This window comes from Amycolatopsis australiensis, from assembly GCF_900119165.1.
Lineage (GTDB): Bacteria > Actinomycetota > Actinomycetes > Mycobacteriales > Pseudonocardiaceae > Amycolatopsis > Amycolatopsis australiensis.
The window spans coordinates 7,279,099-7,298,188 of the sequence record NZ_FPJG01000006.1 but is presented as its reverse complement, the minus strand read 5'-3'; the positions used below and the strand labels follow the sequence as shown (position 1 = coordinate 7,298,188).

Here is a 19,090-nt window from a genome sequence, read left to right as displayed (position 1 = left end):
ACGCCGTCACGGCCGCTGGCCGCGCTGCCGTGGACGACCGCGGCCGAACGCGACCTGGTCGTGCGCGAGTGGAACCCCACGGCCGTCGCCGGGCCGCAACCGGCGCTGCCCGAGCTGTTCGCCGCCCAGGCCCGCCGGACGCCGGACGCGGTCGCCGTGACGCACGAGGGCACCGAGCTGACCTACCGCGAACTGGACCGGCGGGCGAACCGGCTGGCCCACCGGCTGATCGCCGCAGGCGCCGGGCCGGACCGGCTGGTGGCCCTGCGGCTGCCGCGCTCGGCCGACCTCGTCGTCGGAGTCCTCGGCGTGCTCAAGTCCGGTGCCGGGTACCTGCCGATCGACCCGGACCTCCCGGCCGCGCGCGCCGAGGCGATGCTGGCCGACGCGCGGCCGGTGTGCGTCGTCGACGACGTCACCGCGGACGACCGGCCGGACACCGACCCCGGCGTCCGCGTGGACCCGCAGAACACCGCGTACGTCATCTACACCTCCGGCTCCACCGGCGTGCCGAAGGGCGTCTTGGTGCCGCACGCCAACGTGACCCGGCTGTTCGCCTCGACCGCGCACTGGTTCGGCTTCGGCGACCAGGACGTCTGGACGCTCTTCCACTCCTACGCGTTCGACTTCTCGGTGTGGGAGCTGTGGGGCGCGCTGCTGCACGGCGGCCGGCTCGTCGTCGTCCCGCAGGAAGCCGTCCGCGCGCCCGAGGACTTCCTGGCGCTGCTGGCCGAGCAGCGGGTGACCGTGCTCAACCAGACGCCGTCGGCGTTCTACCGCCTCGGCACGCTGCCGTCGCCGCCACTGAGCCTGCGGTACGTCGTCTTCGGCGGTGAGGCCCTCGACCCCGCGCGGCTGGCGGACTGGCGCCGCCGCCACCCGGACGGCCCGCGGCTGGTCGACATGTACGGCATCACCGAAACCACCGTGCACGTCACGCACCGGGTGCTCGACGACGACCGCGCCACCGTGGGCGTCCCGATCCCGGACCTGCGCGCCTACGTCCTCGACGCGCAGCTGCAGCCGGTCCCGCCCGGCGTCACCGGCGAGCTGTACGTCGCCGGCGCCGGCCCGGCCCGCGGCTACCTGAACCGGCCGGGCCTGACCGCGGCGCGGTTCGTCGCCGACCCGTTCGGCCCGCCCGGCACCCGGATGTACCGCACCGGCGACCTGCTGTGCTGGACCGCCGGCGGTGAACTGGCCTACCGCGGCCGCGCCGACCACCAGGTCAAGATCCGCGGCTTCCGGATCGAGCCGGGCGAGGTCGAAGCCGCGCTGATCGCGCACCCGGACGTGACCGGCGCCGCCGTCGTCGCGCACGGGACCGGCGACACGCGCCGGCTCGTCGCCTACCTGACCGGCACCGTGCCGGGAGCCACCGCGCTGCGGGAGTTCCTCGGCCGCACGCTGCCCGCGCACATGATCCCCGCGGTGTTCGTCGGCCTGGCCGAACTGCCGCTCAACGCCAACGGGAAGCTCGACCGCAAGGCCCTGCCCGAGCCGGGCGCGCGCACCGAAACCCGGTACGTGGCCCCGCGCACGCCGGAAGAGGCGACGCTGACCGAGGTGTGGTCGGCCGTGCTCGGCGTCGAGCGGGTCGGCGTCGAGGACAACTTCTTCGGCCTCGGCGGCGACTCGATCCTCAGCATCCAGGTCGTCGCCCGCGCGCGCCGGGCGGGGCTGGGGATCTCCTCGAAGGATCTCTTCCGGCACCAGACGGTCGCCGAGCTGGCCAGGGTCGCCAAGCCGGACACCGCACCCGCGCCCGTCGAAGAGCCCGGGCCCGCGCCGCTCGGCCCGATCCAGTCGTGGCTGTTCGAGCACCTGGCCGACCCGTGGCGGCTGACCATGTCCGTCCACGTCGTACTGTCCTCCGTGGACGTTCCACGCCTGGCGGCGGCCGTCGCCGCCGTCGCGGAGCGGCACGACGCCCTGCGCATGCGGTTCTCCCGGGCCGGCGGGGCCTGGCGGCAGGAACCCGCGGCCGCGGAGCCGACCGGAATCCTCCGGCACGTCGATCTGTCCGAAGTGGACGACGTCACGGCCGCGATGCACGCCGAAGCCGTCCGCGCGCAGACGTCGCTGGACATCGCGAACGGCCCGGTGTGGCGCGTGGTGCTGTTCACCTTCGCCGACCGCCCGCCCCGGCTGTTCCTCACCGCCCACCACCTCGTCACCGACGGCGTGTCCTGGCGCATCCTGCTGGCCGACCTCGAACGCGCCTACCGCGGCCAACCGCTGGAACCCGTCGGCGGTTCGTTCACCGGATGGGCCCGGTCGCTGGCCGCGCACGTGGAATCGGGACGGCTCGACAGCCAAGCCGGCTACTGGGAAACTGCCTGCGCCGGTGTGCGGACGGAACTCCCGGTCGACCGGGACGGCCGCAACCGCGCGCGATCGGCGCGCGCGGTCTCGGTGTCACTTGGCCGGGCCGAGACCGCCGCGCTCCTGCACGACGTGCCCGCGGCGTACCGCACCGAGGTCAACGACGTCCTGCTGAGCGCACTCGGCCGGGTGCTCGCGGGCTGGACGGGCCGTCCGCGCGTGGCCGTCGCCGTGGAAGGCCACGGGCGCGAGGAGATCGCGGCCCCGCTGGATCTGTCCCGCACGATCGGGTGGTTCACCGCCCAGTACCCCGTGGTGCTCACCGTGCCCGGCGGGGACTGGGGTGCCGTCCTCAAGGCGGTCAAGGAACAGCTGCGCGCGGTCCCGGACAAGGGCGCCGGCTTCGAAGCCCTGCGCTACCTGAGCCCGCCGGACGCGCCCGGAGCGGCGCTGCGCGACGTCCCCGCGCCGCGGATCTCGTTCAACTACCACGGCCGCTGGGACGTCGGCGGCCCCGGCGACGGCTGGTACCAGGGCCGCGGTGAGTCACTCGGGCACGACAGCGACCCGGACAGCACCCGGCCGTACCTGCTCGACGTGGTCGGCGTCGTCGAAGCCGGCGAGCTGCACCTCACCTGGGAATACTCCGCGGAAGTGCACGACGAGGCCACCGTCCGCGCGCTCGCCGGGCAGCTGGTCCAAGCACTGGCCGAAATCGTGGACCACTGCGCCGTGGCCGGCGGCCGCACGCCGTCGGACTTCCCGCTCGCCCGGCTCGACCAGGCCGCCGTCGACCGGCTCGCCGGGGACGGCCGCGACGTCGAGGACATCTACCCGCTCACCCCGCTGCAGGCCGGGATGGTGTTCCACAGCCTGGTCGACCGCGGTTCGAGCGCGTACTTCGACCAGTTCCGCCTGCGCCTCGCCGGGGTCCGCGAGCCGCGGGCGCTCGCCGAAGCCTGGCAGCGGGTGGCCGACCGCACGCCGATCCTGCGCAGCAGCATGGTCTGGGACGGCGTCGACGAACCGCTCCAGCGCGTCCACCGGCACGTCCGGGTGCCGGTCGGGCACCACGACTGGCGCGGCCGCACCCCGGCCGAGCAGGAACGGGCACTGGCGGAGCTGCTCGAAGCCGACCAGGCGGCGGGCATGGACCTGACGGCACCGCCGCTGATGCGCCTGGAAATCGCCCGCGTCGTCGACGACGAGGTCCAGCTGGTCTGGACGTCGCACCACGTCCTGCTCGACGGCTGGAGCACGGCCCAGGTCTTCGGCGAGGTCGTCGAGCAGTACGCGGCGATCGCCGGCGGGCGGACGGCCGAGCCGGTCCCGCGCCGCCCGTTCCGCGACTACCTCGCCTGGCTGGCGGCGCAGGACCACGCCGAAGCGGAACGACACTGGCGCGCGGCGCTCGGCGACTTCGCCGCGCCCACGCCGTTGCCGTACGACCGCCGTCCCCGGGAAGCCCACCGCGCCGAGTCGGCCGCCGAAGTACGCGTCGAGCTGTCCGCCGCGGAGTCGGCCCGGCTGCGGGAAGCCGCCAAGGCGGCCGCGCTGACGGTGAACACGATCGTCCAGGGCGCCTGGGCCCTCCTGCTGGCCCGCCACAGCGGCGAATCCGACGTCCTGTTCGGCACCACGGTGTCCGGGCGCCCGGCGGAGCTGCCCGGGGTCGAGGCGATGATCGGCATGTTCATCAACACCGTGCCGACCCGCGTCCAGGTCCACAACGGACTTCCGATCGCCGGATGGCTGCAGGAGATCCAGGCGCGCCAGGCCGAAGCGCGGCGGTACGACTTCCTCGCGCTGCCGAAGCTGCAGGCGTTCACCGCGGTCCCGGCGGGCACGGCACTGTTCGACAGCGTCGTGGTCTTCGAGAACTACCCGATCGAGGACAGCGCGCAGGACGGCGTGCGCGTGCTGGACGTCAGCTCGCTCGACACCACGAGCTACCCGCTCAACCTCACCGCCTTCCTGCACGACCGGCTGGGCCTCGAGCTGTCCTACGACCCGCGCCTGTTCGACGAGGCCACGGTGCGGCGGCTGGCGGACCGGCTCGCCCGGCTGGTCCGCGCGATCGCCGCCGGTCCGGACCGCCGCGTCGGGGAGCTGTCGCTTCCGACGTCCGAAGAACGGCGGGAAATCCTCGAAACCGGAGCGGGCGCGAAGCTCGACGTCCCCGCCGGCACGGTCCTGGACGTCTTCGAAGCGACGGTCGCGCGGATCCCGCACGAGACCGCCCTCGTCTTCCGCGGCACGCGGCTGACCTTCGCCGAACTCGACGCGCGCGCCACCGGGCTGGCGCGCCGGCTGACCGCCGCGGGGGCCGGCCCGGAACGCGTCGTGGCGATCCGGCTGCCGCGCTCGGCCGAGGCGGTCGTCGCGATCCTGGCGGCGTTCAAGGCGGGCGCGGCGTACCTGCCGATCGACCCCGGGCTGCCCGAGGAGCGCGTCCGGCTGCTGCTCGAAGACACCCGGCCGGTCGTGGTCCTGGACGGTTCCGAGCCGCGGGCGGGGACGGACCCGGCTGCCGCGTCGCGCCCCGGCCCCGCGAACGCCGCCTATGTGCTCTACACCTCGGGCTCCACCGGACGGCCGAAAGGCGTGGTCGTCGAGCACCGCGGGCTGGCCAACCTGCTCGCGAACCACCGCGGCGTGTTCCTCGGCGGGCCGCGGACGCGGGCCGCGCTCACCGCGTCGTTCTCCTTCGACACGTCGTGGGAGCCGCTGCTCGCGCTGGTCGAGGGACACGAACTGCACGTGCTGGACGACGACACCCGGCTCGACCCGCGCGCCGCCGTCCGGTACGTCCGCGACCACCGGATCGACCTGCTCGACCTGACCCCGACCTACCTGCAGCAGCTCATCGGCGCCGGACTGCTCACCGGCGAGCACCGGCCGCGCACGGTGCTCGTCGGCGGCGAAGCGACCGGCGAGACGCTCTGGCGGGAGCTGGCCGGATCCGGCGTCACCGCGCACAACTACTACGGCCCGACCGAGGTGACCGTCGACGCCACGCACGCCCGGGTCGCCGGCGGACGGCCCTCGATCGGACGGGCCCTGGGCAACCTGGCGGCCTACGTGCTCGACGCGGCCGGCCACCCGGTGCCGCCCGGCGTCCCGGGAGAGCTGTTCCTCGCCGGGCCGCAGCTCGCCCGCGGCTACCTGAACCGGCCCGGCCTGACCGCCGGCCGGTTCGTCGCCGACCCCTTCGGGCCGCCCGGGACCCGGATGTACCGGACCGGTGACCGCGTCCGCTGGACGGCCGGCGGACAGCTCGACTACCTCGGCCGCGTCGACGAGCAGGTCAAGATCCGCGGCTTCCGCGTCGAGCCGGGCGAGATCGAGGCCGTGCTCCGGCAGCACCCGGCGGTCACCGACGCGACGGTGGTGGCCCGCGACGGACGGCTCGTCGCCTACGTCGTCGGCGAGACCCGCGGGCTGCGGGCCTGGCTGCGCGACCGCCTTCCCGAGCACCTCGTGCCGTCGGCGGTGGTGGCCATCGACACGATCCCGTTGAACCGCAACGGAAAGATCGACCGCCGCGCGCTGCCGGCGCCCGAGCGGGACGCCGGAGCCGAGTACGTGCCGCCGCGGACGACGACCGAACGGCGGCTCGCCGCGATCTGGGCCGACGTCCTGGGCGTCGGCCGCATCGGGGTCACCGACAGCTTCTTCGAGCTGGGCGGGGACTCGATCACGAGCATGCGGATCACTTCGCGGGTCCGCGAGGAGTTCGGCATCGAGGTCTCCCCGCGCGCCCTGTTCACCGCGCCCACGCTCGGCCGGTTCGCCGGCGGGCTGCACGGGGCACCGGAGGCGGCACGGGCGATCCCGGCCGTGCCGCGGGACGGCGCCCTCCCGCTGTCCTTCGCCCAGCAACGGCTGTGGTTCCTCGACGAGTTCGAGCCCGGCAGCACCGAGTACGTCTCGCCGACGGCGTTGCGGCTGCGCGGCGAGCTCGACCTGGCCGCGCTGCGCCGGGCGCTGAACGCCGTGGTCGCCCGGCACGAGTCGCTGCGGACGACGTTCGCCACCGTCGACGGCCGCGGCGTCCAGCTCGTGCACGAGCCGTACGAGGTCGGCCTGCCGGTCGAGGACTTCGCCGAAGACGCGCTGGCACGGGAGCTGCGGGAGCCGTTCGACCTGCGTACCGGCCCGCTGCTGCGGGCGCGCCTGTTCCGGCGCGCGGACGGCGAGCACGTGCTGCTGCTCGTGCTGCACCACATCGTCACCGACGGCTGGTCGTCCGGTGTGCTGACCGCCGAGCTCGACGCCTGCTACGCCGCGTTCGCCCGCGGCGGCGAACCGGACCTGCCGGAGCTTCCCGTGCAGTACGCCGATTTCGCCGTCTGGCAGCGGGAGTCCCTCGACGGCCCGGTGCTCGCCGAGCAGCTCGGCCACTGGCGCGAGCGCCTCGACGGCGTGGCGCCGCTCGAGCTGCCGACCGACCGCCCGCGCCCGCCCGTGCGCACCACCGAGGGCGACTGGGTCGAATTCACCGTGCCGGCCGAGGTGACCGGGCGGCTCAAGCAGCTGGCGGGAGACGGCGACGGCACGCTGTTCATGACGCTGGTCGCCGCCTGCCAGGTGCTGCTCGCCCGGTGGGCGGGCCAGGAGGACGTCGCGGTCGGCACGGTCACCGCGGGCCGGGACCGGCCCGAGCTGGAGCGGCTGATCGGCTTCTTCGTCAACACACTGGTCCTGCGGTCCACAGTGGACGCGCGACGGCCGTTCCGGGAGTTCCTGGCCCAGGTGCGGGACACGGTCCTCGACGCCTTCGCCCACCAGGACGTGCCGTTCGAACGGGTCGTGGACGCGGTCCAGCCGGTCCGCGACTCCAGCCGAACCCCGCTGTTCCAGGTGATGGTCGCCCTGCAGAACACCGGCGACCGGCCGGGCGGCGGCGCACTGGCGGCCGAGGAGGTCGCGCTGCCGATGACGACCGCGACCTTCGACCTGCTCGTGCAGTTCGAGGAGCACGACGGCGCGCTGCGCGGGGCGATCAACTACAGCACCGGCCTGTTCGACGCGGCCACGATCGAGCGGGTGGCCGAGCGGCTGCGGATCCTGCTGAGCGAAGCGGCGGCGCACCCGGACCGGCCCGTCGGCGACCTTTCGCTGTTCCTGCCCGGCGAACGCGAAGCAGTGCTGGCCGCTGCCCCGCGGCACCCGCAGCCGGACGCCGTGCTGCCCGCCCTGCTGCGCCCCGGCTCCGACGACGTCGCCGTGTCCGACCACCGCGTTTCGCTCAGCCACCGGGAACTGGACGTGCGCGCCAACCGGCTGGCGCACCGGCTGATCGCCGCCGGAGCCGGGCCGGAGACCCGGGTCGCGGTGCTGCTGCCGCGGTCGGCGGACCTGCTGGTGGCGCTGCTGGCGGTGCTCAAGACCGGCGCGGCCTACGTCCCCGTCGACCCCGGCTACCCGGCCGGCCGGATCGCCTACATGCTCGAAGACGCACGTCCGGTGTGCGTGGTCGACGACGTCGACGCGCCCGGTTTCCCGGACCACGCCCCGGAAGTGGCCCTAGACCCCGAGCACCCGGCGTATGTCATCTACACGTCCGGTTCGACGGGCCGTCCCAAGGGCGTGGTCGTGAGCCACCGGGCGGCGGCGAACTACCTGCGCTGGGCCGTCGAGGCGTACCCGGGCCTGGGCGGCACGGCCGTGCTGCACTCCTCGGTGTCGTTCGACCTCACCGTGACGACGTTGTTCGGCCCGCTGCTGGCCGGCGGCCGCATCCGGGTCGGCGAGGTGCTGGAGACCGAGCCCGTGCCGTGCACGTTCCTCAAGGCGACGCCCAGCCACCTGGCCGTTCTCTCGGGCGACCCGCGCGACCTCGTCGTCGGCGGCGAACAGCTGCTCGGCGACGTGCTGGACCGGTGGCGGCGGGAGCATCCGGGCGCGACGGTGATCAACGAGTACGGGCCGACCGAGACGACGGTCGGCTGCATGGAGTACCGCGTCGAACCCGGCGACCCGGTCCCCGCCGGCCCGGTGCCGATCGGCCACCCGATCCGCAACACGCGGCTCTACGTGCTCGACGCGGCGTTGAACCCGGTCCCGGCGGGCATCCCCGGCGAGCTGTACATCGCCGGCGACGGGCTCGCCCGCGGCTACCTCGGCCGGCCCGGGCTCACCGCGTCGCGGTTCCTCGCCTGCCCGTTCGGGCCGCCGGGGGAGCGGATGTACCGCTCCGGCGACCGGGTGACCCGGCGGCCGGACGGCGAGCTGGTCTACCACGGCCGCGCCGACGAGCAGGTCAAGATCCGCGGCCACCGCATCGAGCCCGGCGAGATCGAGGCCGCGCTGCGGGCGCACCCCGCCGTCACCGACGCGGCCGTGCTGGCGCGGGACGGGCGGCTGATCGCCTACGTGGTGCCCGACGCCGAGCCGGACCTGCGGGAGTTCCTCGCCCGGTCGCTGCCGGACTACATGCTGCCCTCGGCGATCGTCGCGCTCGACGCGCTCCCGGTGACCCGCAACGGGAAGCTCGACCGCGCCGCGCTGCCGGACGCCGATCCCGAAGAGCACCGGTACGTCGAACCGGACGGGCCGGTCGAGACGGCGCTGGCGGCGATCTGGGCGGAGGTGCTGGGCCGCGAGCGGGTCGGGGCGCGCGACAACTTCTTCGACCTGGGCGGGGATTCGATCCTCAGCATCCAGGTCGTGCACCGGGCCCGGCTCGCCGGACTGCGGATGCGGTCGAAGGACCTGTTCACCCACCAGACCGTCGCGTCGCTGGCGACCGTGGTCACCGCGGCCGACGAAGTCCAGGAGCAGTCCGAAGCCGTCGTCGGCGAAGTGCCGCTCACGCCGATCCAGCGGTGGTTCCTCGACGCCGGACCCGCCAATCCCGCCCACTTCACCCAGTCCGTGCTGCTCGAGCTGGCCGGGCCGCCGAACGAGGAGGCACTCCGGCAGGCGCTCGACACCGTCGTCGCGCACCACGACGCCCTGCGCCTGCGGTTCACCCGGGACGGTGCGCAGTGGCGGCAGCACAACGACCCGCCGGAACCGGCGGCGCCGCTGCGCACAGTGTCCACTTCGGACCCCGAAGCGGTCGCCGACGAGGTGCACGCGAGCTTCGACCTCGCGCGGCCACCCCAGCTGCGGGCGGTCCTGTTCGAGGGGGCGCCGCCGAGGCTGTTCCTCGCGGCGCACCACCTGGTCGTCGACGCGGTGTCGTGGAGCATCCTGCTGGAAGACCTCGACCGGGCGTACCGGCAGATCCAGGCGGGGGAGAAGGCGGATCTCGGCCCGAAGACGACGTCGTTCCGGGACTGGGCGCTGCGGGTGCGCGCGTTCGCCGAACGCGGCGGCCTCGACGACCAGCGCGAGTACTGGGCGCGGGAGCTGCCGGACTGCGCCCTCCCGCTCGACCACACCGGGACCAGGACGGCCGCGGCCGGGTCCGTGCCGGTGGAGGTCGGCGAGCGGGACACCGACGCCCTGCTGCGGCTGGCCCCCGGGGCGTACCGGACGCGCATCAACGACGTCCTGCTCAGCGCGCTGGCGTGGGCGGTCTGCCGGTGGACCGGGCGGGACTCCGTCGCGATCGACCTGGAGGGGCACGGCCGGGAGGAGATCTTCGACGGCGTGGACGTGTCCCGGACGGTCGGCTGGTTCACGACGTTGTTCCCGGTCGGCCTGACAATCGACCCGGCCGCGGACTGGCGCACGCTCGTCAAGTCCGTGCGGCGGCAGCTGCGTGCGGTGCCCGCCAACGGCTTCGGCTACGGCGTGCTGCGCTCCTACCGGTTCCCGGAGCTGGGCGCGAGCACCCCGCAGCTGGCGTTCAACTACCTCGGCCAAGGCGACGGCACGGGCAGCGGCGACGGCCTCTTCCGCGCGTCGCACCCGCCGATCGGCCGCGAGCAGGACCCGGCGAACGTGCCCGCGCACTCCCTGGAGGTGGTCGGCGGCGTGCGGGCGGGCCGGCTCGAGTTCTCCTGGTTCTTCCGGCCGGACCGGCACGGCCGCGCGACGGTCGAGGCCGTCGCCGCCGGCTTCGCCGAAGCCCTGCGGCGCATCGCCGCGGACTGCCGGGGGGAGCGGGCGTGAGCGCGCCGAGCAAGGAGAAGCTGTCCCGCAACCGGGACTACCGCCTGCTGTGGAGCGGCCAGGTGGTGTCCGAGGCCGGGTTCAGCACCACGACGATCGCGTTCCCGCTGCTGGTGCTGGCGCTCACGGGCTCGGCCGCGCAGTCCGGGCTGGTGCTGGGCGCGGTGGCGATCGCGCAGCTGGTCGCCGGGCTGCCGGCCGGCGCGCTCGTGGACCGGTGGCCGCGCAAGCGGATCATGCTCGGCTGCGAGGCGGCGCAGGCGCTCGCGGCGGCGAGCCTGGTCCTCGCCCTGTGGTGGGGCGTGGCCGGCGTGGCGCAGCTCGTCGTCGTCGCGGTGGTGATGGGGCTGTGCCGTGCGTTGTTCGAGCCCGCCGAGGAGGCCAGCCTGCCCCGGCTGGTGAGTACCGAGCAGGTGTCCTCGGCGGTGGCCCTGAACGCGGCGCGGACGAGCGCCGGCCAGCTTTCGGGCACGGCGCTCGGCGGCTTCCTGTTCGCGCTGGGCCGGTTCGTCCCGTTCGCCTTCGACGTCGTCGCGCACGTCGTCGCGTTCGTGTCGCTGGTGTTCGTCCGCCTGCCCGCGCGCGGCGAGCCGGCGGAGGAGCGGCCGCCCGCCCACCTGGGCCGGGAGATCGCCGAAGGCCTGCGCTGGGTCTGGCGGCAGCCGCGCGTGCGCGTCACGGCGGTGTGCGCCATCGCCCTGAACCTGTTCTTCGCCGCCTACTACCTGGTGATCATCGTGCTGGCCACCGAGCGAGGCGTGCCGGCAGGCGAAATCGGCGTGATGGCCGCGATGCTGGGCGGCGGCGGCATCGCCGGGGCACTGGCCGCGCCGTACCTGCACCGCCGGTTCCGGCCGTACGTGCTGATCATCGGGGTGTTCTGGGGCCTGACCCTGCTCACACCGCTGGCGGCGGTCGTGCACAGCGGCTACCTGATGGGGCTGCTGTTCGCGGCGATGGCGTTCCTGGCCCCGGCGGCCAACACGACGATCAACACCTACCAGCTGCTCTACACCCCCGACGAGCTGCGCGGCCGGCTCGGCGGCGTGCTGGGGGTGACGGGCGGGCTGGCCGCCGCGCTCGGCCCGGCACTCGGCGGCTGGCTCGTCGACGTCCTGCCCGGCCCGGCCGCGGTACTCACCTGTGCGGGGGCGATCGCGCTGGTCACCGTGCTGACGACCGTCAGCAGGACACTACGTGGCTTCCCCGACGTGATCGAAGAGAACACCGACAACCCGAAGGAGCCCTGATGGACGAGAACACGACCTTCCAGGTCCTGGTCAACGACGAAGGCCAGTACTCGCTGTGGCCGGCGGACAAGGAGGTACCGGCGGGCTGGCAGCCCGACGGAAAGCGCGGCACGCGGCAGGAGTGCATGGACCACGTGGACGAGGTCTGGACGGACATGCGTCCCCGCAGCCTCCGGGAACGGATGTCCGCCGGGTGAAGCCGCCGCGGCCCGGGCCTCCGCCGGAGGTCCGGGCCCTGCCTGCCGGTGCTCCGGCCACGCCGGGCCTCTTGCGCCGGATCCTGGGGTGCTGATGATCGGTGACCGGCGAGCAAGGCGTCGCCGGCCACGAACATGCGCGTGCTGACGGGCCGGCGTGGGCGACGGGTTTCCGGATCAGGGGAGTGACCGGGGCAGTCCGAACGGCGGGAAGTGGTCGGCGCCGAGGAACGACGTGATCTCGGCGATCCGGCCGTCGCGCACGGACAGCACCGTGATCGACCACGCCTCGTGCGGGCCGGCGGCGTCGGCCCCGACGTAGAACGCGATCGCCGGCTGGCCGTTCGCGCCGGTCAGCCGGTACCGCCAGCTCGGGCAGCGGGTCATCGGCACTTCGACCGCGAAATCGGTGACCGCCGCGATGCCGCGGTACCACTGCGGCAGCGGCGGCATCGACCAGGTGACGTCCTCGGTGAGCAGCGTGACCAGGGCGTCGGTGTCGCCGCGGTCCAGTGCGTCGGCGAACCCGGTCACCAGTTCCCGCAGCCGGGTGTCGCCGATCGTGCGCAGCGTTCGCTGCTGGGTCCGGTCCGGGACCTTCTGCGCGACGATCCGGCGCGCACGGGCCAGCGCCGAATTCACCGACGTCGTCGAGGTGGCCATCATGGCCGCGATGTCGGCGGCCGAAAACCCGAGGACGTCGAACAGCAGCAGCGCCGCCCGCTGGTTGCCCGGCAGGTGCTGGCACGCCGCGACGAACGCCAGCTCGACCGCCTCGCGCTGTTCGTAGCGGGTGTCCGCCGGGCCGTCCGGGAGCCCGGCGTCGGGATAGGGGCCCAGCCAGGCCAGGTCGGTGCGGGGGCGCTGGTCGAGTACCGCACGCTCGCTGGACGGGCCCAGGTCCACCGGGAGTGCCCGCTTCCCCCGCGCGTCGGCCAGGTCCAGGCAGGTGCGGGTGGCCACGGTGTACAGCCAGGTGCGCAGCGAGCTGCGGCCCTCGAACCGGGCCAGCCCTCGCCAGGCCCGCAGCAGCGCTTCCTGCACGGCGTCGTCGGCGTCGTGGACCGAGCCGAGCATCCGGTAGCAGTGGGCGTGCAACTCCGGACGCAGCGGCGTCACCAAGCGGGCGAACGCGGCGTCGTCCCCGCCACGGGCGCGGGCCAGGTCGGCCTCTCCCGTGGCCGGGCCGGAAAAAACTTCGTCCACAAGCGACGATTCTGCCCCACGGCCGCGGTCTCACCCGTGAACGACCACGTCAACCGCTCCGGAGGCTGCTCATGACCCCGCCCGAACACCCGCACCGGCCCGCCTGGTTCGACATCTCGACCCCGGACGCCGCGCGGGCACGGCGCTTCTACCAGGACCTGTTCGGCTGGCCGAGCAACGTCCTCGACGACACCTACGCGCTGGTCGGCGACGCGGACGGCCGGCCGGCCGGCGGGATCGGCCAAGCCGGCCCGGACAGTCCGTATGTGGGCTTCGTCGCGTACTTCCCCGTCGACGACGTGGACGCCGCCCTCGCCCGCGCCGAGCAACTCGGCGGCACCCGCGTGCTGGCGCCGGTCGACACGCCCGTCAGCCGCATCGCCGTGTTCACCGACCCCGACGGCAACCACGTCGGGCTGATCAGCCGCTGACAGGAGCGTCACCCGATGAACCAGCCAGAACCGGCCACCCGCCGCCGCGCCGCGACCGGCACGTGGTCGCAGATCCACGCCGAACGGGCCGCACTGGCCGCCGACCTCGCCGAGTGCACCGACCGGCAATGGGCCACGCCGTCGCTGTGCGAGGGGCTGACCGTCCGCGAGGTGCTGGCCCACCTGACAGCGGGCGCCAGCCTCAACGCCGTGCGGTGGATGGCCGGGGTGATCCGCTGCCGGTTCGACTTCGACCGGCAGGTCGCCATGCGGCTGGCCGAGCAGCTGGGGGCCACCCCCGCCGACACGCTCGCCCGGTTCCGCCGCGTGCTCACCAGCACGACCAAACCACCGTTGCCGGCCGTGGCGATGCTCGGGGAAACCATCGTGCACGGCGAGGACATCCGCCGGCCGCTGGACATCCGCCGCGACTACCCGATCGCCACGCTGACCACGGTGGCCGACTACTACCGCGGCTCGGACCTCGTCGTCCTGGCCAAGGGACGCGTTCGCGGCCTGCGGCTCACGGCCACCGACGGCCCCTTCGACACCGGATCGGGACCGCTCGTGTCCGGCACCACCCTGGCCCTGATCATGGCGATGACCGGCCGCACGCGCTACCTCGACGAACTCGACGGCGACGGAGTGGCCATCCTGCGCGACCAGGGCACGACGCGGTGACCATGACCCGGCGTGGCAGCGACCCGGCCGGCAGTGGCGATCTCGGCGGACGTGAGCAAGTCGATGACGGTGCGGCGGACCGATCCTCGGTCACCGGCACGACATCGCGCCCGGCCGCGGGCACCGCCGTCCGACACGCCGAGAAAATCTGTGCCGGCTGAAGTAGACATTCGAAGCCGGGTGTGTGTAGTGTTCTGGTCGTACCGAGAAAGACAACGTCAAGCAGGCGCGGGAGAGGACGTAACTACCCGCGAAGTGAGACAAGACGGTCAGGCAGTGCGGGGCCGATCGAGGAACAAGGCTCCGGCTGGTGATCGGAAGCAGGTTTGTGCAGTTGCAGGACCGGTCAGGTGGCCGGGGCCGATCAGTGGACGGGGCTCCGGGCAGTGACCAGCGGCGTCAGCGTGCTGGGACCGATCAGTGGAAGGGTTCCCGTCGGTGACGTTCGCGGCAGTAGCAGTACCCAGCAAGTGGAAAACACCGGAAAGAAGGGACGGGAACCATCATTGGATCGCCCGCGGCGGCGGAGTAGTGCCGCGCGGGTGCCGTAGTTCCATCGAGTTCGGAGGTGGTGCTCGGTCACGAATGAGCGATCCCCGCGTGATCCGGCTTTCGGCCGGGCGCGGGTGCAGGAAGCCGGCGGTCGCGCCGGTTGACAATGGTGTAAACCCAACCCTTGAGGACCCCGGGTGCCGTGCACGGCACCCGGGGTCCTTTGTGATGCGGAGGTGGAATGATTCCTGAGCAAGAAGGACCGGCCACGCCCGGCGCGGCCGACAAGTTCGACGACGAGCACTACCCCGGCTACACCATGGGCCGGGCCGCGGACATGCTCGGCACCACCCAAGGATTCCTGCGCAGCCTCGACGAGGCCGGCCTGATCACGCCGCAACGCTCCCCGGGCGGGCACCGCCGTTACTCCCGCCACCAGCTGCGCCTGGCCGCCCGCGTGCGGGAACTGGTCGACCAGGGCACCGCCATCGACGCCGCCTGCCGCATCGTCACCCTCGAAGACCAGCTCCACGAAGCCCAGCGCCTCAACCAGTCCCGGCGCCTCGACACCGTGGACTGACTCGGTACGCGAGACCGCTTCGGTCGGCGCTCGCAGCACTGCGGCGCCGACCCACCGTTCTCCTCGCGGCCGAGTGCGACGCCGGGGAACCGTAGTACGGAGCGTGTCAGAGCACGGTGGAGGCGCACAGTGCCGCCCGCGCGGGTGCGCCTTCTGGGTTGGGGCCACGCACCAGCGGGATGAGCTGCTCGCGCAGACGCTCTGCATGCGGTCGGCGGCCGGGCGCTGGCCCGCGGCTCCGTGGCCACCGCGCTCGGCGTCCACGGCCTGACCGCGACGCTGAGGGTGGTCATCGGCTGCTGATGCTGCGCGAGAGCCACTCCGGCGCGGCCCGCCGGACCCCGCGTTCTGCGGATCACCCGACGGTGCTCGCTCTACAGTGAGCCGATGAGGGGATTCCTGGCTCACGGTGTCCGCCCGGAACGGGCCGGACGACGTCCTCGACGGTGACAGATGCTCTTCTTCCGGATCGAGAGCTGGCGTGGCGCGGCCTGCTACGCGACGTGGGTGTTCTTCGTCCTGTACTGGTTCGCCGGGGTCCTGTTCCTGGTGGCCGAGCCGGGACTGTCCCAGCCCCGGCTGTGGTCGGGGCTGATCGGCGGGCTGATCGGCTGGCTTGCCGGGTTGTCGGCCGTGTCGGACGTGAAGAAGGTGCACGCGGTGCCGCCGAGCGGGCGAACCCGGGCGACCGCGGCGTTGATGGCCCTGCCCGGTGGCCTGCTCGGAGCGTGGGGTGACATCGTCGACCTCGGCTCGTCCGTCTTCGTCGGTTCGATACCCATGTTCCTGGTGCCCGCGGTGCCGATGGCCGGGTGCCTGGGCGTGGCCGGCTGGTCCCTCGCCGCGCGCCGGCGCCCGTCGCGGCCGGAAAGCCCGTCCACGGGGCGCCGCCCGCGCTGATCGTGCAGTCCACCCACCAGGCGCTCGTCCCGCACAGCGCGGGCGTCGCCCATGGCGGCACAGCTGCCCGGCAGTGTCGTCCTCAGCCGCGAAGACGACGACTACAGCATGTTCTTGCTGTCTCGGTGCGTGCGCGACGCGGCCAACCGCTACCGGACCACCCGCGCCCTGCCCGCCCCCGGCACCACCTGCACCGACTGACATCCCCCCGGAATGCGGGGAACCACCATGACCACCGCCCGGATCCGCCTGCTCGTCGCCGCCGTCCTTGGCCATCGGCGGGACGACGGCCGCAGCGTCCACCCAGCCGGTCACGGACCACCAGGTACCCGCCAAGAGCCCGAAAGCGATGCTCGACGCCTGGCTCCGCCTCTGGAACGGCGGCTACTCCCAGGCGCCGGGCATCCGAGTTCGCCGTTCACGCCGCCCTCCTGGACGGAGGCGACGGCAGCCGCAGCCGCGGCGCGGACGGGCTGGTGAACTGGATCGCCCAGACCCGCGCCGCCTTCCCCGACCTGCGCTTCACCGTCCAGGTCGAGCCGTTGGTCGCCGGACGTCACGCGTCGCTGCGCTGGACGGCCACGGGCACGTACGCCGGCGGCTTCCCGGGGGCCAAGGCCCAGCCCGGCACGATCGTCACCTCCACCGGCACCGACACGCTGCGCATGGACGGCGGCAAGTTCGTGGAGTACTGGCTCAACTCCGACACGCTGCAGCTCCTCACCCAGCTCAAGGCACGGTGAGCACCGCGAACCCGGGGCGCGCCTTCACCGATCAGAAATCGGTCCCCACGTCGTCAGTTCTGGTAGCCCCCGCGCAGCGATGGAAGGATCGACGACCATGACCGAGGCCAGACCGCTGGGCGCCGACGAGGCCGCGTTCATCGCGGTGGCCCGCTCGGGCGACCCAGCGCGGTTCGCGCTCATCACGGAACGCCACCGACGTGAGCTGCAGCTCCACTGCTACCGGATGCTCGCGAGCTACGAGGACGCCCAGGACATGACGCAGGAGACGTTCCTGCGAGCGTGGAACAAGCGGGAGTCGTTCAAGGGCCACGCTGCCCTGCGGACCTGGCTGTACCGGATCGCGACGAACGTCTGCCTCGACTTCCTCGAGAAGCGCACGCCGCTACCGGCCGAGCTGCCGGACCTCGGCTTCGAGCTGCGGTACCTGCAGCCGTACCCCGAGCGGATGCTCCCCGAGGACCCGCAGGAGTCGGCGGTGGCGCGGGAGACGATCGAGCTGGCGTTCATCGTCGCCGTCCAGCACCTGCCGCCGCGGCAGCGGGCCGTGTTCGTCCTGCGCGACGTCCTCGGCTGGCCGGCGTCGAAGGCCGCCGACGCCCTCGAGCTGACCGTCGCATCGGTGACCAGCGCACTGCAGCGGGCGCGCGTGACGATGCGCGAGCAGCTGCCCGGCCGCCGCCTCGACTGGCGGAGCCCCGCCACTCACGAGCTGTCGGACGACGAGCGCGGCGTGGTGAGGTCGTACATCGACGCCCATGAGCGCAACGACCTCGCCGGGTTGACGTCCCTGCTGCGCGACGACCTGCGCTTCGCGATGCTGCCCGATCCGGGCACCGTGACCACGACGGCCGGGGACGCGGTCGACGGCTGGATCTCCGGCGGGCTGTTCCAGCACGGCCACGACGACTGGCGCGGTATCACCACGACGGTCAACCGCATGCCCGCCGCCGCGCTGTACCTCCGCACCCCCGGCGACCCGGAGTACCGGCTGTTCGCCGTCGCGGTCCTGCACGTCGTCGACGGGAAGATCGCCGAGCTCACCGGATTCGACGCCGCCGGCAAACCATGGCTGGACCTGCCGCCGACGCTGTAATCGCATACGTCACCGAAATCACCCGCCGAATGAGCAGCCCCGCCGGCATGGCCGGCGGGGCTGCTTCACGGCCGAGGGTGAAGATGCCGGCCCGTGCTCATCGCCTCGTCTCGTATCGGGTCAGCACCACGCCGCCGGGAAACGTCCGCGTCTCCACGAGGTTCAGGTTCACCCAGCTGTCCAGCGCCGTGAAGAACGGCGTGCCCCCGCCCACCAGGACCGGGTAGGTGGCCAGGGCGTACTCGTCGATCAGCCCGGCCCGCATGGCCGCCGCGGCGAGCGTGGCGCCGCCGATGCCCATCGGCCCGCCGTCCCCGGCCTTGAGCCGGGTGATCTCGGCGACCGCGTCGCCGGTGACGAGGCGGGAGTTCCAGCCGACCTCGCCGATCGTCGAGGAGAACACCACCTTCGGGGTGTCCCGCCAGTTCCGCGCGAACTCGATCTCCGCCGCGGTGGCGCCCGGCTGCTCGTCGCCGGTCGGCCAGTAGGAGCTCATCGTCTCCCACAGCCTGCGCCCGTACAGCGTCAGATCGATCGCCCGCTCCCGGTCGAGCCACCACTGGAACAGCTCGTCACTCGGCGGCCCGCTCCAGCCGATGTCGACGCCGGTCGCGGCGATGTAGCCGTCCAGGGTCACGTTCATGCCGAAGATCAGCTTCCGCATCATGCCATCCTTCCCTGAGTCGATCTCACCCGTACAGACGGGTGCGGCGCGGAAACCTGATCGGTGCCGCCATCGGCGTTCGCAGGTAACCCCGGCGTTCCGGGCCGAGCGCCGCGGCGTTCAGTGATGCGAAGCCGCGGGAGCCCCGACGAGCTCGTTGACCAGTGCGGCGGCGGGCAGGTAGTGGACCTTGAACCCCGCCTCCGCAGCGGAGTTCACGGCCTTCGCACTCGATGAACGGCACGGGCCAGACCTGCTCGATCGCGGCGTCGGCGGCTTCCTCGGTGATCCGGTCCTGGCCGTGGGCGGTGGTGCGGGTCATGACGTCTTCCTTGCTGCGGCGGCGGAGCCACGCGATCAGGTGCGCGTGGCTCATACGCCGGTGCAGCAGGCGAAAGCCGCCCTCCTCCCGCTCGCCGATGACGCCCGGCGTGGCGCCACTCCCGGCGTGCCTGTGC

12 protein-coding genes and 1 pseudogene are annotated in these 19,090 nt (G+C 73.3%); 10 read left to right on the top strand and 3 right to left on the bottom strand.

Annotated features, from left to right (window positions below; genetic code table 11):
• Positions 1–12 precede the first annotated feature (12 nt).
• From BT341_RS34910 to BT341_RS34900, 3 genes and pseudogenes are all read left to right on the top strand, one after another.
• A pseudogene (locus tag BT341_RS34910) lies at positions 13–10,392 on the top strand (amino acid adenylation domain-containing protein); the annotation flags it as partial.
• On the top strand, positions 10,389–11,642 hold the full coding sequence (locus tag BT341_RS34905) for an MFS transporter (protein WP_072480275.1): 1,254 nt from the start codon (positions 10,389–10,391) through the stop codon (positions 11,640–11,642). The pseudogene BT341_RS34910 and the gene BT341_RS34905, both read left to right, overlap by 4 nt.
• Positions 11,642–11,839 carry an MbtH family protein gene (locus BT341_RS34900; protein ID WP_072480274.1) on the top strand — a complete coding sequence of 66 codons (198 nt, stop codon included), beginning with the start codon at positions 11,642–11,644 and terminating at the stop codon, positions 11,837–11,839. The genes BT341_RS34905 and BT341_RS34900 overlap by 1 nt, the downstream gene beginning before the upstream one ends.
• A gap of 177 nt (positions 11,840–12,016) precedes the next feature.
• Here BT341_RS34900 and BT341_RS34895 read toward each other — a convergent pair whose 3' ends face one another.
• Positions 12,017–13,045, bottom strand: a complete 1,029-nt coding sequence (locus BT341_RS34895; RefSeq protein ID WP_072480273.1) for a sigma-70 family RNA polymerase sigma factor — start codon at positions 13,043–13,045, stop codon at positions 12,017–12,019.
• A gap of 71 nt (positions 13,046–13,116) precedes the next feature.
• Here BT341_RS34895 and BT341_RS34890 point away from each other — a divergent pair, with 71 nt between their 5' ends.
• The 7 genes from BT341_RS34890 to BT341_RS34860 all read left to right on the top strand — a co-directional run bounded on the left by BT341_RS34890 (position 13,117) and on the right by BT341_RS34860 (position 17,968).
• Positions 13,117–13,476 (top strand): VOC family protein, encoded by a 360-nt coding sequence (locus tag BT341_RS34890; protein WP_072480272.1) that lies wholly within the window; start codon positions 13,117–13,119, stop codon positions 13,474–13,476.
• Between the two features lie 15 nt (positions 13,477–13,491).
• The gene (locus tag BT341_RS34885) at positions 13,492–14,157 is read left to right on the top strand and encodes a maleylpyruvate isomerase family mycothiol-dependent enzyme (RefSeq protein ID WP_072480271.1); all 666 of its coding nucleotides are present in this window, start codon (positions 13,492–13,494) and stop codon (positions 14,155–14,157) included.
• 733 nt (positions 14,158–14,890) lie between these two features.
• Entirely contained in the window at positions 14,891–15,229 is a 339-nt protein-coding gene (locus BT341_RS34880) for a helix-turn-helix domain-containing protein (RefSeq protein WP_072480270.1), read from the top strand.
• 453 nt (positions 15,230–15,682) lie between these two features.
• Complete coding sequence (locus BT341_RS34875) at positions 15,683–16,129, top strand: hypothetical protein (protein ID WP_072480269.1); 447 nt, start codon at positions 15,683–15,685, stop codon at positions 16,127–16,129.
• A gap of 51 nt (positions 16,130–16,180) precedes the next feature.
• On the top strand, positions 16,181–16,330 hold the full coding sequence (locus BT341_RS46205; RefSeq protein ID WP_218177806.1) for an alpha/beta hydrolase: 150 nt from the start codon (positions 16,181–16,183) through the stop codon (positions 16,328–16,330).
• Between the two features lie 275 nt (positions 16,331–16,605).
• Positions 16,606–16,872: an ester cyclase gene (locus BT341_RS43900; RefSeq protein WP_218177805.1), complete on the top strand. Its 267-nt coding sequence runs from the start codon at positions 16,606–16,608 to the stop codon at positions 16,870–16,872.
• 97 nt (positions 16,873–16,969) lie between these two features.
• Positions 16,970–17,968, top strand: a complete 999-nt coding sequence (locus tag BT341_RS34860) for an RNA polymerase subunit sigma-70 (RefSeq protein WP_072480267.1) — start codon at positions 16,970–16,972, stop codon at positions 17,966–17,968.
• A gap of 97 nt (positions 17,969–18,065) precedes the next feature.
• On the opposite strand, the gene BT341_RS34855 is transcribed toward BT341_RS34860, so the two are convergent.
• Positions 18,066–18,632, bottom strand: coding sequence for a dihydrofolate reductase family protein (locus tag BT341_RS34855; protein WP_072482352.1), 567 nt, complete (start codon positions 18,630–18,632; stop codon positions 18,066–18,068).
• Positions 18,633–18,657: 25 nt separating this feature from the next.
• On the bottom strand, positions 18,658–18,954 hold the full coding sequence (locus tag BT341_RS44885; RefSeq protein ID WP_143168755.1) for a hypothetical protein: 297 nt from the start codon (positions 18,952–18,954) through the stop codon (positions 18,658–18,660).
• Between the last annotated feature and the right edge of the window lie 136 nt (positions 18,955–19,090).